Origin of the sequence: Terrabacter sp. RAF57, from assembly GCF_052113925.1 — a bacterium.
Taxonomy (GTDB): domain Bacteria; phylum Actinomycetota; class Actinomycetes; order Actinomycetales; family Dermatophilaceae; genus Terrabacter.
This window is the reverse complement of record NZ_JBFRDT010000029.1, coordinates 57,626-72,282: the sequence shown is the minus strand read 5'-3', so window position 1 is coordinate 72,282 and position 14,657 is coordinate 57,626. Positions and strand designations below refer to the sequence as shown.

Genomic DNA, 14,657 nt, shown 5'->3' with positions numbered 1-14,657 from the left:
CACGGGAAGAACCCGCGTACGGTCGGGCCGGAGGTCGGTCCCGGCACCGGGAGGGGCCACGGGGCCCCGGGGCGGACGTCCGGCGGCGACCTCGGCGAGGTCGGCCGAGACGTCCTGCATCGAGGGACGGTCGTCGGGAGACGCGGCGAGCATCGCGAGCAGGACAGGGGCGAGCGGACCGTCACCGGGCGGGGTGATCGAGCCGGAGGCCACCCGGTGCAGCAGCGCCATCGGGTTGTTTCCGGTGCCGAACGGCGGCGAGCCCTCGACGGCGGCATAGAGGGTCGCGCCGAGGGAGAAGACGTCCGAGGCCGGGCTCGACGGCGCCCCGCGCGCGACCTCCGGGGCGAGGTAGGCCGGGGTGCCGGTCACCATGCCGGTCGAGGTGAGGGACACGTCGCCGACGGCGTGCGAGATCCCGAAGTCGGTGATGCGGGCCGTGCCGTCCTCGGCGACGAGCACGTTGCCGGGCTTGACGTCGCGGTGCACGATGTCGGCGCGGTGCGCGGCGGCGAGGGCCGAGCCCAGCTCGGCGCCGAGCTGGGCGACCTCGCGCACCGGGAGGGGGCCGCGCTCGGCCAGCACGGCGTGCAGGCTCCGTGACGGGAGGTACTGCATGACGAGGCACGGCTGGCCGTCGTGGTCGACGACGTCGAAGACGGGCACCGCGTTGGGGTGGTGCAGTCGGGCCGTGTTGCGGGCCTCCCGCATGGCGCGTGCGTGGGCGACGCGAGCGTCGGCCTCGTCGAGGCCGACGGGGGAGTGCAGCTGCTTGACGGCCACGGCGCGGCTCAGTCGCTCGTCCCAGGCCAGCCACACGTGACCCATACCGCCGGAGCCGATCCGGTTCATGAGCCGGTAGCGCCCGGCGATGAGGTCAGGCGATACGTCCACCATGCGCGGCCTCTCCCTCCGGTTCGTGTCGGCTCGTGCCGACTGCGGTCGGTCGTGCCCGCCGTGCGAAGGCGAGCACCTGCCCTCTCGGGCGACGCGTAGGGCTTCGTACCCACAGCAGCGCCCCATGCTGCCATTGCCCGACGACGACACGGGACCGGGCCCGTCCCGTGCGGCCGTCGCACCCACTGGGTACGGGCAGGGAATGGCACCAGCAAGCGACCCCTCACGCAGCAGCCGTGGCCACGCACGGTCCGACACCCCCGACACCCCCGAAACTCCTGACACCCCCGACACCTCCGACACCTCCGACACCCCCGACAATCCCGAGAGTCCGTCCGACCTGCCCCGGTCCTCGCTCGTCGCGGCCCTCAAGAGGGCCCGGGTCGAGTTCAAGCGGGACAACCTCACCGACCTCGCCGCCTCGTTGACCTACTACGGCCTTCTCTCGATCGCCCCGGCTCTCGCCGTGCTCGTCGCCGCGCTCGGACTGATGGGCCGCGACGCCACCGCGCAGGTCGTCCTCCAGGTCCAGGCGATCGCGCCCGGGTCGAGCGCGGACTTCGTGCGCACGCTCATCGTCCAGGCACAGGCGAACCGGACGAGCGCCGGCTTCGGGGCGGTCCTCGGACTGCTCGTGGCGCTCTGGTCGGCCTCGGGCTACGTCTCGGCGTTCATGCGGGCGTCCAACGTCATCTACGACATCCCGGAGGGTCGCCCGATCTGGAAGACGGTGCCCATCCGCGTCGGGGTGACCTTGTTCGCCGTCGTCGTCATGGTCGCCAGCGCGGTGATCGTCGTCGTCAGCGGGCCGGTGGCCGAGCAGGTCGGCAACCTCATCGGGGCAGGTGACACGGCCCTCCTCGTGTGGGGGGTGCTCAAGTGGCCCGTGCTGCTGGTCCTCGTGTCGGTGCTCTTCGCCGTGCTCTTCTGGGCCAGTCCCAACGCGAAGCAGGGAGGCGTCAAGTGGGTCAGCCCCGGAGGCGTCATCGCCGTGCTGATCTGGCTCGTCGTCTCGGGACTCTTTGCCGTCTACGTCGCACTGTTCTCGTCGTACAACAAGACCTACGGGTCTCTGGCTGGTGTCGTCATCTTCCTCGTCTGGCTGTGGCTGACGAACATCGCGATCCTGCTCGGCGCCGAGGTCAACGCCGAGCTCGACCGGAGCCGTGCGATCGCCGAGGGTGTCCCGGAGGACCTCGAGCCGTTCGCTGAGCCGCGGGACACCCGCGCCATGGACGACATCGACAAGCGTGCCGTCGAAGAGGCGTCGGAGCGCAGGTCCTCGTGAGCGTGTCCGCCTGGATGCCGCGGGCGGGGGAGCGGGGACCGGTCGTGGCCGGGCGTCTGGATGCGACTGCGGGTGTCCGCACATGAGCCAGTGGCAGGACGACGCCCACCAGCGGCTTCGGGCCCTGCGTCGGGCGCTGCACCAGCCCGGACCGGAGCGCGACGCCCTGCTGCTCCTCGTCAAGGCGGCGATCGCGACCGTGCTCGCGTGGCAGTTCGCGGTGCGGGTGCTCGACAGCCCGGTCCCGTTCTACGCGCCGATGGCCGCCCTCCTCGTCGTCGACCGCACGATGGTGCGTTCCCTCTCGGCCAGCGCCCAGCGCATCGCCGCCGTCGTGCTGGGCCTCAGTGTCGCGTGGGTCGTCGCCACGGTCTTCGGGGTCACGTGGTGGACGATGTTCGGGGTCATCCTCGTCGCGCTCGTCATCGGGCGGTGGTCGCGTCTGGGGGAGCACGGCATCCAGGTGCCGGCCATGGTGCTCCTGTCGCTCATCACCGCCGGTGGCACCGACGAGCACTTCACGTACCTGACGATCGTCGAGACGGTGGCCGGCGGCATCATCGGGGTGGCGACCAACGCCATCGTGCTGGCACCGCTGCACCTGACCAAGCCGCGTCAGCGGGTGTCGGCGCTGGCGCGCCAGGTTCGTGAGCTCCTCGAGGAGATGGCCTCCGGGCTCCGCGGCGACTGGGACGTCCAGTCGGCGCGTCGGTGGTACCGCCGTGGAGGCGAGATCGGCGACAAGGCGCCGTACATCGTCGACGACATCCGCACGGGTCGCGAGAGCATGCGCTTCAACCTGCGTGACAACATCCGTCCCGCAGACGTCGACTGGGACGGCTACGAGCGCACCGTCACCACGCTTCGACGGACCGTCTGGCAGGTCACGGGCATCGGCCGCACCCTCGTCGATGCTGCTGCCGAGCGGCGCCGACGGCCCGCGCCCTCGGCCAGGTTCCTCGCGGAGTACGCCGACGCACTCGACGGGATGGCACAGGCGGTGTCACAGCTGGGCCGACACGACGACGACGCGACCCGGCGGTTCGACGAGGGCACGGCCCGGGCTCGCGAGGTCCTCGCCTCCCTGAGCGAGCAGGTGCGCACGACGCCCCTCGAGGACCCCGAGCAGTGGCCCGTCTACGGCTCGCTCATCAGCGACTCGCAGCGGGCCGTCGCCGAGCTCGAGTCCGCGCGCGAGGCGGCGGTCGTCCCGGGTGACACCGGATCGCTGCGGCCGCCACCACCCACAGCAGGGCTGTGGTCTCGACTCCGACGTCACAGGCAGCCAGATCGCTGACGTCGTCCGGCTACCGACGCGTAACCCCCGGGCGTGTCACGTCGTTCCCACAGCACGCGGCCACGAGGTGCGCGTCCCGCGCGGTCGTTCCGCGGCGCCGGAGTGGGAGCCGGCGGACCCGCCCCGTTCGGTCGCCTGCCGAGGAAGAGAGGAGCGACCCGTGCCGGCACCCGTCGCATCCGAGATCGTCGTCCCGCCCGATCGCGCCGTGACCCGGGCGGATGCTGCACGCATACCGCCACGTCCCTCAGCCGCGCACCGCACCACGAGGGGGTCCACGTGAGCCACGACGGGTGCGCCGCGCACCCCGCCCCCGGCTGGGAGTGCTGGACGTGGCCCGGAGCCCAGGAGCGACGCCTCGCTCCGACGCGCGGCGTCGGCCGTCGTCGCCAACGTCTGCTCCGCGTCGCCGTGTGCCGGCCCGTGTCGGGTGGACGGGAGCACGACAGTCGTCCGCCTGCTTGACTTCGAGTGCGCTCGAAGCGCCAGCATGGTCCGGTGACCGTCATCGCACCGCCCCAGGGCCTGACCATCGCCGAGGCCTCCGAGCGCACCGGACTGACCACGCACACGCTGCGCTACTACGAGCGCGACGGGCTGATGCTGCGCGGCGTCGGCCGTACGAGCTCAGGCCATCGCGTCTACACCGAGAGCGACCTCACGTGGGTCCGGATGCTGACGCGCCTGCGCGCCACGGGGATGCCGATCCGCGAGGTCAAGGCGTATGCCGCCCTGTGCCGTTCGGGAGACGGCAACGAGACCGAGCGACTCGCGCTGCTCCAGAACCACCGGGCACGGGTGCTGGCGCAGCTCGCCGAGGTCACCGAGCACCTGGGAGCCATCGACAACAAGATCGGGATCTACCAGTCGGCGCTCGAGCGCGCCGAGACCTGAGACTGCCCGCACGGGCAGCGACGGCGCGGTCGACCGCTTGACTTCGAGCGCGCTCGAAGCGTTTCACTCGATCGCATGACCCAGAACCCCGAGACCACCACCCCTGCAGGAGACCGAGCACCGCTCGGCACGCGCACCCTCGGCACAGCGTCGCCACTGACCGTCTCGACCGTCGGTCTCGGCTGCATGGGGATGTCCGAGTTCTACGGCACCGGTGACGAGGCCGCCGCCGTCGCCACGATCCACCGCGCCCTCGACCTCGGCGTCACCTTCCTCGACACGGCCGACATGTACGGGCCGTTCACCAACGAGAAGCTCGTCGGTCGGGCCCTCGACGGTCGCCGCGAGGGCGTCGTCCTCGCCACGAAGTTCGGCAACGAGCGAGCCGAGGACGGCACCCGGCTCGGCATCAACGGCCGACCGGACTACGTCCGCCGCGCGGCCGACGCCTCCCTCCAGCGGCTCGGCGTCGACCACATCGACCTCTACTACCAGCACCGCGTCGACCCGAACGTGCCGATCGAGGAGACCGTCGGCGCCATGGCCGAGCTCGTCGAGGCCGGCAAGGTCGGCCACCTCGGTCTCTCGGAGGCCTCGGCCTCGACCATCCGGCGTGCCCACGCCGTCCACCCGATCACCGCGCTCCAGACCGAGTACTCGCTCTTCACCCGCGACGTCGAGGACGAGATCCTCCCGACGCTGCGCGAGCTCGGCATCGGGCTCGTGCCCTACTCTCCCCTCGGACGCGGCATCCTCACCGGGGCCATCACCTCACCCAACGACCTCGAGGCCGGCGACTCCCGCCGCACCGCCTACTTCCCGCGCTTCCAGGGCGAAGCCCTCGAGTCGAACCTGGCCCTCGTCGCGCGGGTGCGCGAGATCGCGGAGTCGAAGGGAGCGACCGCCGGACAGCTCGCCCTCGCCTGGGTCCTCGCCCAGGGTGACGACGTCGCGCCGATCCCCGGCACGAAGCGGGTGCGCTACCTCGAGGAGAACGTCGGGGCCGCATCCGTGCAGCTGACCGCCGAGGACCTGGCCGCGATCGACGCAGCCGTGCCGAGGGCCGCGGTGCAGGGTGCCCGCTACGGCGACATGTCGAGCATCGACGCCTGAGCGCCGTTGTGGCGATGGTGGATCCGGCGCGCCCGTGTTGCCGCGCCGGGTCTACCGTCGCAGGACGTCGCGCAGGTTGACGACGAGCACGACCACGGCCACCGACACGAGCACCCAGTAGGTCACGGGTTGCCAGTTGCCCGCGAACTCGGCCACGAGCGCGACGACGCCGAGCACCGCGACGACGCGGACGGCATACGCCAGGAAGTAGCCGCGGGTGAAGGCCTCGACCCCGAGGACGAGCACGAGCAGCACGGCGGCGCCGAGCGGCCGGTCGGTCACCTCGGGCTTGAAGAAGCCGGCGACGAGGTAGAGGACGAGGGGCGTGCTCACGACGGCCCAGACCGCGAGCAGGCGGTCGCGCGAGCGATCGCTCGCGGTGATCGGCGTCCGACGATGGGACAGGTGTGCGTGGGGTGTTGCCGTGGGGAGTCCGTCACGCAGGGCACGCTCCATCCGGGACCGCTCGTCGCGCAGTCGCACGGCATCCATCCGGAGGGACGTCAGCTCCCGCTCGTCGGACGCCAGACCCCGCACGTCGGGGCTGTCGGGGCCGAGACCGGCGGCGCGCGTCGTCAGGGAGTGGACCCTGGCGTCGGACTGCTCGGTGAGGTCGGCGAGCTGCTGGTCGATCTCGTCGATGCGATCGGCCACGAGGGCCGCCTCGGCCTCCGGGCTCGGGGCGACCTTCGCGAGCGCGGCCCAGCCGACGGGGTCTCCCCACGACAGCCGGACCGTGGCGTTCCGCTCGTAGCGCGGGCCGGCAGGCCCTCGTTCACCTCCGAGACGGTCCTTCGTGTCGTGGCCCCAGAGCCCGCGGTAGTCGCGCACCCACGGGGTCCGGTCGTCGATGACGACAGGACTCCAGGCCAGCTCGGCCGACGGGCCGATGGACGGGCCGTCCCCGCGGGCGTAGTCGATGTAGGGGATGCCCAGCCCGGCGCCCTGGGCCGCTCGCGCCCACGGGGCGAAGAGCTTGGCCAGTCGGCGCACGGCCGGGATGACACCGCCCCAGGACGGGGGTGCGACGGTGATGAGGTAGTCGCCGGGAAGGTAGGCGCCGGAATGGGATCCGGCCCCGGCGAAGACGACGGGATGGCGTCCGTCGACCGTTGCGAGGTCGGGGTCGTCCCAGCGGCGCCGCAGGTCGTCGCCCGTCTCGTCGTGGGCGCTGAAGACGACCCAGCGGGGTGGCGGCAGGCCGTCGTCGCCGAGCGTGCCCGTGCCGTCAAGGAAGACCGTCACCTGCTCCCAGTCGGCCTCGTGCTCGTTGACCCCGGAGAAGCCCGAACGCCAGTTGTTGAACGCGTAGAAGAACCAGTACTGGYACACGACCCAGCCGTCGCTGCGCACGACGCGGCCGTAGTAGGTCGGGCGGTCGGGGGAGAGGTGCGCCTGCTGGACGGCGTACGCGGTCGCGGCGCTGCCGCCGGGCACCGATCCGCGGAGCAGGAGTGAGAGCCGGCTCAACGTGTCGATCGTCCGGCCGAGCAGGCCGACCTGCGCGAGTCGGCTGCCGGCGCGGAAGCTCGGGCGGGCGCCCGGCAGCGCGCGACGCAGGCGTTCTCGGAACGACCGCGGCTCGGTGATGCCGGACAGTGACAGGCCGGGCCCGTCGTGGTCCGCACCGTGGGCAGCGAGCGCGGCCAGGTCCAGGGTGCCCGTCGGCGTGAGGACCGTGGCCGACCCCGCCTCGTCGCGGATGAGGCTCGCGTGTGCCACGTAGGCGTCGACGGCGACCGGCAGGAAGTACTCGCCGCGGGTGAGGCGCACGACGGGCTCGTATGCCCGGAGCAGGCGGAGGTCAGCGTCGTGCGCCACGGTGTCCACCCGTCGTCACCCCGATCCGGCCGAGCCAGCACGCGCCGGTCCACGGTGCGACCGGTCCTGCGGTGAGTCTGGCACCCGGCAGCGACGCGTGCAGAACGTTGCGGCCCCGCGTGTGCTGTGTCTCGCGGTTCGGTCGAGGGGACCGTGATTAGGTGGTGGCATGCGCGTGACTCACCTCGGACATGCCTGCCTCCTCGTCGAGGCCGCCGACCGCCGCATCCTCATCGACCCGGGCAGCTTCTCGACGGGTTTCGAGGACCTGACCGGCCTCGACGCGGTCCTCGTGACCCACAACCACGCCGACCACTTCGACCCGGAGCGGGTCAGCGCCCTGATCCGCGCCAATCCCGGGGGGACGGTGCACACCGACCCCCTGACGGCCGAGAAGCTGCGCGACGAGGGCCTGCCGGCGGTGCCGTCCCGGCAGGGCGAGGACTTCGCCGTCGGCGACGTCACGGTCACCCCGGTCGGCGAGCTGCACGCCTTCAACCACGCGGCGATGCCGCGCATCCCCAACGTCGGTGTCGTCCTGCGGGCCGACGGCGAGCCCTCCCTCTTCCACCCGGGCGACGCGTACGACGGCGAGCCCGGCCCGGTCGACGTCCTCGCCCACCCGCTCAGCGCGCCGTGGGCCGCGAGCCGGGACTCGATCGCCTTCGTCGGGCGCATCGCCCCGAAGGTCTTCATCCCCATCCACGACGCGCTGCTCAGCGACGTCGGGCACCGGATGTACTCCGGCCACATCGAGCAGTTCTCCGGTGTCGACGGCCTCACCTACACCCCGCTGCGCGACGCCGAGTCGGCGATCTTCTGACGCTCGATCTCGGGGGAGGGGGAGTGACATGAGCGACGTGACCGATCTGCCTGCACCACAAGGCGATCCGACTGAGGGTCCGGCGATCGCGTTGAGGGGGCTGGGCAAGCGATTCGGCGACCTCATCGCGGTCAAGGGGATCGACCTCGACGTGCCGCGAGGCTCGTTCTTCGGCCTTGTCGGTCCCAACGGCGCCGGCAAGACGACGACGCTGTCGATGGTGACGGGACTGCTGCGCCCCGACGCCGGACAGGCGTTCGTCCTGGGTCGCGACGTCTGGGCCGACCCCGTCGCCACCAAGCGGCTGATCGGCGTGCTCCCGGACGGGCTCAAGGTCTTCGACCGGCTGACCGGGCTCCAGCTGATCACGTATGCCGGCCTGCTCCGTGGGATGCCGCGCGAGCTCGCGTCCGAGCGGGCTGCAGAGCTCGTCGCCGCGCTCGGCCTCACCGAGGCGCAGGGCAAGCTCGTCGTCGACTACTCGGCGGGCATGACGAAGAAGGTCACGCTCGCCTCGGCGCTCGTCCACGGTCCCCGCGTCCTCGTGCTCGACGAGCCGTTCGAGGCGGTGGACCCGATCTCGGCCGCGACGATCCGCCGCATCCTCTCGGGCTTCGTCGAGTCCGGCGGCACCGTCGTCCTCTCGAGCCACGTCATGGACCTCGTCGAACGCATCTGCACTCACGTCGCCGTCATCTCCGACGGGCTCGTCCTCGCCGCGGGGGAGCTCGACGACGTCCGGGGCGACCGGTCGCTGGAGGAGCGGTTCGTCGACCTCGTCGGCGGGTCCACCGAGGTGGTGGGGCTCTCGTGGTTGCGCACCTCGTCCGACTGAAGCTCACCCTGCTGCGCAACATCTTCCGGCGCAGCCGTGCCCAGGCGATCGGCGCCGTCGTCGGCATCGTCTACTTCGCCGTCCTCGTGGCCGGGCTCGCCGTCATCCTCGCCTCCTTCCGCGGGTCCCTCGACGCGGCGCGCGTCGTCATCCCGCTCGCCGGCGCCGCCGGCATCGTGCTCTGGACCGTCGTGCCGCTCTTCTCCTTCGGCTCCGACCCGACCCTCGACCCGGGTCGCTTCGCCACCTTCGCCGTCCCACACCGCGACCTGACGATCGGCCTCGTGGCCGCCGCACTCGTCGGGCTGCCGGCGATCGCGTCGATGGTGCTGTCGGTCGGGGTGGTCGTCGCCTGGTCCCACACGCTCGCCTCGACGCTCGTGGCCGTCGTCGCGACGGCGATCGGTCTGCTGACGGCGATCACGACGAGCCGCTGGGTGTCCGCGGTGATGACCCAGGCGATCTCGAGCCGTCGCGGTCGTGACGTCATCGCGGTCCTCGGCCTGCTCCTGCTCGTCGTCATCGGTCCGGCGATCTCCGTCGTGGCCAACCTCGGAGCGAGCCTGCGCGACGTCGCCACGACAGCCGCCGCCGTCGTCGGCTGGTCGCCTCTCGGCTGGGCCTGGGCCGCGCCGGGTGACGTGGCGGCGGGCGACCTCGGCACCGGGCTGGTGCGCCTGGCCCTGGCCGCGGGACTGCTCGTCGTCGTCTTCCTGCTGTGGTCCCGGGTGCTGCGTGACGAGGTCGACAACCCGCGCGCGGTCTCGCGCTCCGACTCGGGCACCTCGTCCGGAGACGACCTCGGCCTGCTGGCTCGGCTGCCCGGTACGCCGCTCGGCGCCGTCGCGGCGCGCGTCCTGACCTACTGGCGCCGTGACCCCCGCTACCAGATCAGCATGGCCATGACCCCCGTCGTGCCGCTCGCGCTGCTCATCCCGTTCGTCACGGGCGACGTGGCGTGGACTCCGCTGCTCATGGGCCCCCTCGTCGCGTTCCTCCTCGGTTGGAGCGAGCACAACGCTGTCGCCTACGAGTCCGACGCCCTGTGGCTGCACGTGGTGTCCGGCACGTCCGGGCGGGACGACCGTCGCGGGCGGCTCCTGCCTGACCTCCTCCTCGCCGCCGTCCTCGTCCCCGTCTACGTGGTCGTCGGGGTCGCGTTCGCCGACCGCTGGGACCTGCTCCCGGCTGCACTCGGACTCTCCGTGTCGCTGCTCGGAGCGGGGTATGCCGTGTCGAGCGTCATGAGCGTCGTGCTGCCCTACCCCGTGGCGGAGTCGGGCGAGAGCCCCTTCAACGCGCCGCCGGGGGCTGCCGGGATCACCATCGCCGCGCAGTCGATGGCGAGTCTCGGCACGCTGCTGCTCGCCTCGCCGACGATCCTGCTCGCCTGGGGGGCCTGGCAGGGTTCCGTCGCCGCCGGCTGGGGGGCGGGCGTCGTCGGGGTACTGCTCGGCATCGTCGTCGGGATCGTCGGGGTCGGCGTCGGCGCTCGGCTCTACGAGCAGCGGGCGCCCGAGCTGCTCTCGGCACTGCGGCGTTCGTAGGCCCGTGGGCGCCGAAGATCACATTCGGGCGCCGGTGCCGGCCGCGCAGATCTACTCTTACGTTGTGTAGTAGATCTGCGCCGGGCAGGAGGACTCACAGCTTCGCACTCCCCGGAGGCCAGAGATGATCACCCAGTTCCTCGCCGCGTCACAGCCGGTTCCTGCAGGTCCTGTCGTCCAGTGGGGATGGCTGACGATCACGGTCGCCAACCTCCTGGTCATCCTGCTCATGGTCGTGGTCTTCGTGCTCGCCCTCCTGCTGCCCTTCCCTGCTCCCCGTGAGGACGAGGACCAGTGAGCGGGCCCTCGACGTCCCTGCGGTCGGAACCGACCGAGCCGCAGTCGCGCCACGCCCACGACACCTGGACGGCCGCCCTCACCCGTTGGGTCGAGGGCCTCGTGCCTCGCGGGCAGTGGCTGCCCGACCGGCAGCCCGTCTACGTCGCCTCGTGGATCTACGTCTTCGGCGTCGCCTGCCTCGCCAGCCTCGTCGTCATCATCGTGTCGGGCCTGGTCCTGTCCCTCGGCGGGGTGGCCTGGTGGCACGTCAGCACGCTCGGACACTTCGTCAACTCCGTGCACCTCTGGAGCGTCGAGCTCTTCTTCGCCACCATGGTCATCCACCTGTGGGGCAAGTTCTTCATGGCGTCGTGGCGCGGCAACCGCGGACTGACCTGGGCGACAGGCGCGCTCGCCTTCTTCGGGTCGCTGGGGACGGCCTTCACCGGCTACCTCATCCAGACGAACTTCGACGCACAGTGGATCTCGACCCAGGCCAAGGACGGGCTCAACGCCGCGGGCATCGGGGCCTGGTTCAACGTCATGGACCTCGGCCAGATGATGCTGTGGCACGTCTCGCTGCTCCCGCTCGTCGTCGGGGCGATCGTCGTCGTGCACATCGTCCTCGTGCGCCGACGCGGCGTCGCCCCTCCGATCGGTGCAACGGAGCCGGCGCCGCCCGGTGCTGCCGCTGCGGCGGGCGCGGCGCCGACCGAGAGCCCTGCGACCCTCGCCACGCGCAGCGGGGTGAAGTCATGAAGCGGGGGACGGGTGGCTGGGGACCCACCCCTGACTCGCACGCCTTCCCGACGCGCCGCTACGACCTCGTCAAGGAGTTCGTCATCGCGCTCGGTGTGGTCTCGGTGCTGTCCGTCGTCGCCGCCCTCGTCTTCTCGTCTCCCGACGAGCCCGCGATCTCCTTGCAGCAGTGGGCGCGTCAAGCGCCGGCGGACGTCGTCGCCACCGCTACGGGAGAGCTCGCCGGTACGACGACCAGCGCCGGCTACGGCGCGCCCTACAACACCGCTGGCGAGGGGCAGAGCCTCGGCCCGGTCAACCTCCAGACGCTGCCCGGGGTCACCGTCCCCGTCGACTCCGCGAAGGACCTCGTGCTCGACCCCGTCCGCAGCCTCACGTCGGACCCGGCCGTCGTCGCTGCGGTCCACGCCTGGGACGCGGCGTCAGCCGACCGGCAGCAGGCGTGGTCCGCGGCCTACGCCGACGCCCTGGCGGCCGCGCCGGACGGGGACCCGGCCAAGGTCGCGAGCGGTGACTACGGACCGGTCCCGATCATCGCGGCAGCCGAGCTGCAACTGGCCGACGGCGGCGCGCTCGAGGGTCTGCTGACCTCGCGCACGACCTTCTTCGGTGTCGACAGCACGCGGGCGCTGCTGCTGCTCGCCGACGGGACGCACCTCGAGGACGCGGCCCGCGCCCAGAACCTCGGGGGCGACCAGTGGGGGATCATGAACGAGACCGGCAACTACCCGGGTCAGCCGTGGCTCTGGCTGTACTCGCTGTGGTACCAGGTACCGCCGTTCTCGACGTCGGAGAACGCCGACATCGCCGTCTGGTCCCTCATGATCCTGCTGAGCATCGGCTTCATCTGCATCCCCTGGATCCCCGGTCTGCGCACGCTGCCGCGGCACCTCGGGGTGCACCGGCTCGTGTGGCGGACCCGACGCTGACGCGGGACAGCTGAAGGGGCTGCCCGGCGGTCGCCCGGCAGCCCCTTCCGCTGCTCAGACGGGTGCGCTCGGACCGGTGTTCAGGCGAGGTCGGTGGCGAGGTGCGCGGCGCCGATGATGCCGGCCTGGTTGCGCAGCTGGGCCGGGACGATCGGGCAGCGAAGCTTGAGCTTGGGCAGGAAGTCGTCGCTGTCCTTGGAGATGCCGCCACCGACGATGATGAGGTCGGGGGAGAAGAGCTTCTCGATGGTGTCGTAGTAGGTCTGGAGACGTTCGGAGTACTCCTCCCACGACAGGACCTCGGCGTCCTTGACGGATGACGCGGCCCGGTCCTCGGCGTCGTAGCCGTCGATCTCGAGGTGGCCCAGCTCGGAGTTCGGCACGAGCCGCCCGTCGTGGATCAGCGCGGTGCCGATGCCGGTGCCGAGGGTCGTGAGGATGACGAGGCCCCGCACGCCCTTGGCGGCGCCGTAGTACATCTCGGCGAGACCGGCGGCGTCGGCGTCGTTGAGGACGGTGACGGCGCGACCCGTGTGCTCCTTGATGAGGGCTTCGGCGTCGGTGTTGATCCACGACGGGTCGATGTTGGCCGCCGAGAGCACGGTGCCGCGGATGACGACCGCCGGAACGGTCACGCCGATGGGGGAGTCGCCCGTCACGTCGGCGAAGTGGTCGACGATCTGGTCGACGACCTCGGCCACGGCGTCGGGGGTGGCCGGCTTGGGCGTCAGGATCTTCAACCGCTTCCCGGCCAGATCGCCGGCCTTCAGGTCGACGGGGGCGCCCTTGATGCCGCTGCCGCCGATGTCGATGCCGAGGGGCTTGCCGTGCTTGGCCATGGTCCGTACTTCCTTGTCGAGGACGTGGTCGTGGGGTGTCAGCTGGTGGTGCGGGGTGATGCGGTGCCGCTGCGGTGAAGTGGACGACGTGGGTGGCCGGCCCCGCTCAGGGGGCGTCGCCCTCGGGGAGGGTGAGGATCTCGTGGCCGTCGTCGGTGATGAGGATCGTGTGCTCGAACTGGGCCGAGCGCCTGCGGTCACGGGTGACGACGGTCCACCGGTCGTCCCACATGTCCCACTCGGGGGTCCCGAGGTTGAGCATCGGCTCGATGGTGAAGGTCATGCCGGGCTCGATGACGGTCTCGTAGTGAGGAGCGGCGTCGTAGTGCGGCACGATGAGGCCGGAGTGGAACTCGAGCCCGATGCCGTGTCCGGTGAAGTCGCGCACGACGCCGTAGCCGAACCGCTTCGCGTAGCTCTCGATGACGCGGCCGATGACGTTGATCTCGCGGCCCGGGCGGGCGGCTCGGATGCCGCGCATCATCGCCTCGTGCGTGCGTTCGACGAGCAGGCGGGACTCCTCGTCGACGTCGCCGACGAGGTAGGTCGCGTCGGTGTCGCCGTGGACGCCGTGGATGTAGGCCGTGACGTCGATGTTGACGATGTCGCCGTCCTCGAGCGGCCGCGCGTCGGGGATGCCGTGGCAGATGACCTCGTTGACGCTCGTGCACACGGACTTCGGGAAGCCCTTGTAGCCGAGGGGCGAGGGGTAGGCGCCGTGGTCGAGCATGTACTCGTGGGCGACCGCGTCGAGCTCGTCGGTCGTGACACCGGGAGCGATGGCCTTCGAGGCCTCGACCATGGCCGTGGCCGCGATCCGCGACGCGATGCGCATCTTCTCCACGGTCTCGGCGTCCTTGATGCGCAGGTCGCCGTCCTCGCGCGGGTTGGGCACGTCGACGTAGTGCGGCCGCTCGATCGAGGCGGGCACCGGTCGTCGCGGACTGAGGCGGTGTGCTGACACCCGCGGCTGGAGCAACGGCATACGGTGGAGTCTAGGTCGTCAGCGGGTGCCGTCCACGAGGGGCGTTCACGAGGCGGACCCGCTCGAGCCGGATGACAAGTCGGAAGAGTCCGAAGAGAGAAGGAGTGCGCACGTGAGCTTCTGGTACAACGTCGACACGGGTCGGGTCGAGACCGACGAGAACCGCAGCCGGGGTGAGCAGGTCCTCGGCCCGTACGCCACCGAGGCGGAGGCCCAGGCGGCCCTCGACACCGCCCACAAGAAGACCGAGCAGTGGGACTCCGAGGACCGCGACTGGAACCAGCGCGGCGGCTCGTCCGCGGCCGGCGACAGCGACGCCTGACCTCTCTCAACCCACAGCCAGTACCCCGC

General features: G+C 71.4%; 15 protein-coding genes. 11 read left to right on the top strand and 4 right to left on the bottom strand.

The window, feature by feature from the left end; translation table 11 throughout:
- Positions 1–897, bottom strand: an 897-nt coding sequence (locus AB4Y83_RS21265) for a serine/threonine-protein kinase (protein ID WP_442298085.1), incomplete at its 3' end; no start/stop codon positions are given.
- 202 nt (positions 898–1,099) lie between these two features.
- Between AB4Y83_RS21265 and AB4Y83_RS21260 the strand changes: the two genes are divergently transcribed.
- From AB4Y83_RS21260 to AB4Y83_RS21245, 4 genes are all read left to right on the top strand, one after another.
- Entirely contained in the window at positions 1,100–2,185 is a 1,086-nt protein-coding gene (locus AB4Y83_RS21260) for a YhjD/YihY/BrkB family envelope integrity protein (RefSeq protein WP_442298084.1), read from the top strand.
- A gap of 82 nt (positions 2,186–2,267) precedes the next feature.
- On the top strand, positions 2,268–3,482 hold the full coding sequence (locus tag AB4Y83_RS21255; RefSeq protein ID WP_442275852.1) for an FUSC family protein: 1,215 nt from the start codon (positions 2,268–2,270) through the stop codon (positions 3,480–3,482).
- A 498-nt stretch (positions 3,483–3,980) separates the two neighbouring features.
- On the top strand, positions 3,981–4,376 hold the full coding sequence (locus AB4Y83_RS21250; RefSeq protein WP_442298083.1) for a MerR family transcriptional regulator: 396 nt from the start codon (positions 3,981–3,983) through the stop codon (positions 4,374–4,376).
- Between the two features lie 75 nt (positions 4,377–4,451).
- On the top strand, positions 4,452–5,489 hold the full coding sequence (locus AB4Y83_RS21245) for an aldo/keto reductase (protein WP_442298082.1): 1,038 nt from the start codon (positions 4,452–4,454) through the stop codon (positions 5,487–5,489).
- Positions 5,490–5,540: 51 nt separating this feature from the next.
- On the opposite strand, the gene AB4Y83_RS21240 is transcribed toward AB4Y83_RS21245, so the two are convergent.
- Entirely contained in the window at positions 5,541–7,310 is a 1,770-nt protein-coding gene (locus AB4Y83_RS21240; protein ID WP_442298081.1) for a hypothetical protein, read from the bottom strand.
- 169 nt (positions 7,311–7,479) lie between these two features.
- Here AB4Y83_RS21240 and AB4Y83_RS21235 point away from each other — a divergent pair, with 169 nt between their 5' ends.
- From AB4Y83_RS21235 to AB4Y83_RS21210, 6 genes are all read left to right on the top strand, one after another.
- On the top strand, positions 7,480–8,133 hold the full coding sequence (locus AB4Y83_RS21235) for an MBL fold metallo-hydrolase (RefSeq protein ID WP_442298080.1): 654 nt from the start codon (positions 7,480–7,482) through the stop codon (positions 8,131–8,133).
- Between the two features lie 28 nt (positions 8,134–8,161).
- On the top strand, positions 8,162–8,968 hold the full coding sequence (locus AB4Y83_RS21230; RefSeq protein ID WP_442275855.1) for an ABC transporter ATP-binding protein: 807 nt from the start codon (positions 8,162–8,164) through the stop codon (positions 8,966–8,968).
- Positions 8,944–10,515: a hypothetical protein gene (locus AB4Y83_RS21225; RefSeq protein WP_442275856.1), complete on the top strand. Its 1,572-nt coding sequence runs from the start codon at positions 8,944–8,946 to the stop codon at positions 10,513–10,515. The genes AB4Y83_RS21230 and AB4Y83_RS21225 overlap by 25 nt, the downstream gene beginning before the upstream one ends.
- Positions 10,516–10,639: 124 nt before the next feature.
- Positions 10,640–10,813, top strand: a complete 174-nt coding sequence (locus AB4Y83_RS21220; RefSeq protein ID WP_156415467.1) for a hypothetical protein — start codon at positions 10,640–10,642, stop codon at positions 10,811–10,813.
- Positions 10,810–11,553, top strand: a complete 744-nt coding sequence (locus AB4Y83_RS21215; protein ID WP_442275857.1) for a cytochrome b N-terminal domain-containing protein — start codon at positions 10,810–10,812, stop codon at positions 11,551–11,553. Before AB4Y83_RS21220 ends, AB4Y83_RS21215 begins: the two co-directional genes overlap by 4 nt.
- A complete protein-coding gene (locus tag AB4Y83_RS21210) occupies positions 11,550–12,482 on the top strand; it encodes a hypothetical protein (protein ID WP_442275858.1) in 933 nt (310 codons plus the stop codon). The genes AB4Y83_RS21215 and AB4Y83_RS21210 overlap by 4 nt, the downstream gene beginning before the upstream one ends.
- A gap of 80 nt (positions 12,483–12,562) precedes the next feature.
- On the opposite strand, the gene ppgK is transcribed toward AB4Y83_RS21210, so the two are convergent.
- Together ppgK and map are read right to left on the bottom strand one after the other, a co-directional pair.
- Positions 12,563–13,321, bottom strand: a complete 759-nt coding sequence (ppgK, locus tag AB4Y83_RS21205) for a polyphosphate--glucose phosphotransferase (RefSeq protein ID WP_442275859.1) — start codon at positions 13,319–13,321, stop codon at positions 12,563–12,565.
- 106 nt (positions 13,322–13,427) lie between these two features.
- On the bottom strand, positions 13,428–14,306 hold the full coding sequence (gene map / locus AB4Y83_RS21200) for a type I methionyl aminopeptidase (RefSeq protein WP_442275860.1): 879 nt from the start codon (positions 14,304–14,306) through the stop codon (positions 13,428–13,430).
- Between the two features lie 112 nt (positions 14,307–14,418).
- Between map and AB4Y83_RS21195 the strand changes: the two genes are divergently transcribed.
- Positions 14,419–14,628, top strand: coding sequence for a hypothetical protein (locus AB4Y83_RS21195; protein ID WP_056773001.1), 210 nt, complete (start codon positions 14,419–14,421; stop codon positions 14,626–14,628).
- The last annotated feature ends 29 nt before the right edge of the window (positions 14,629–14,657 follow it).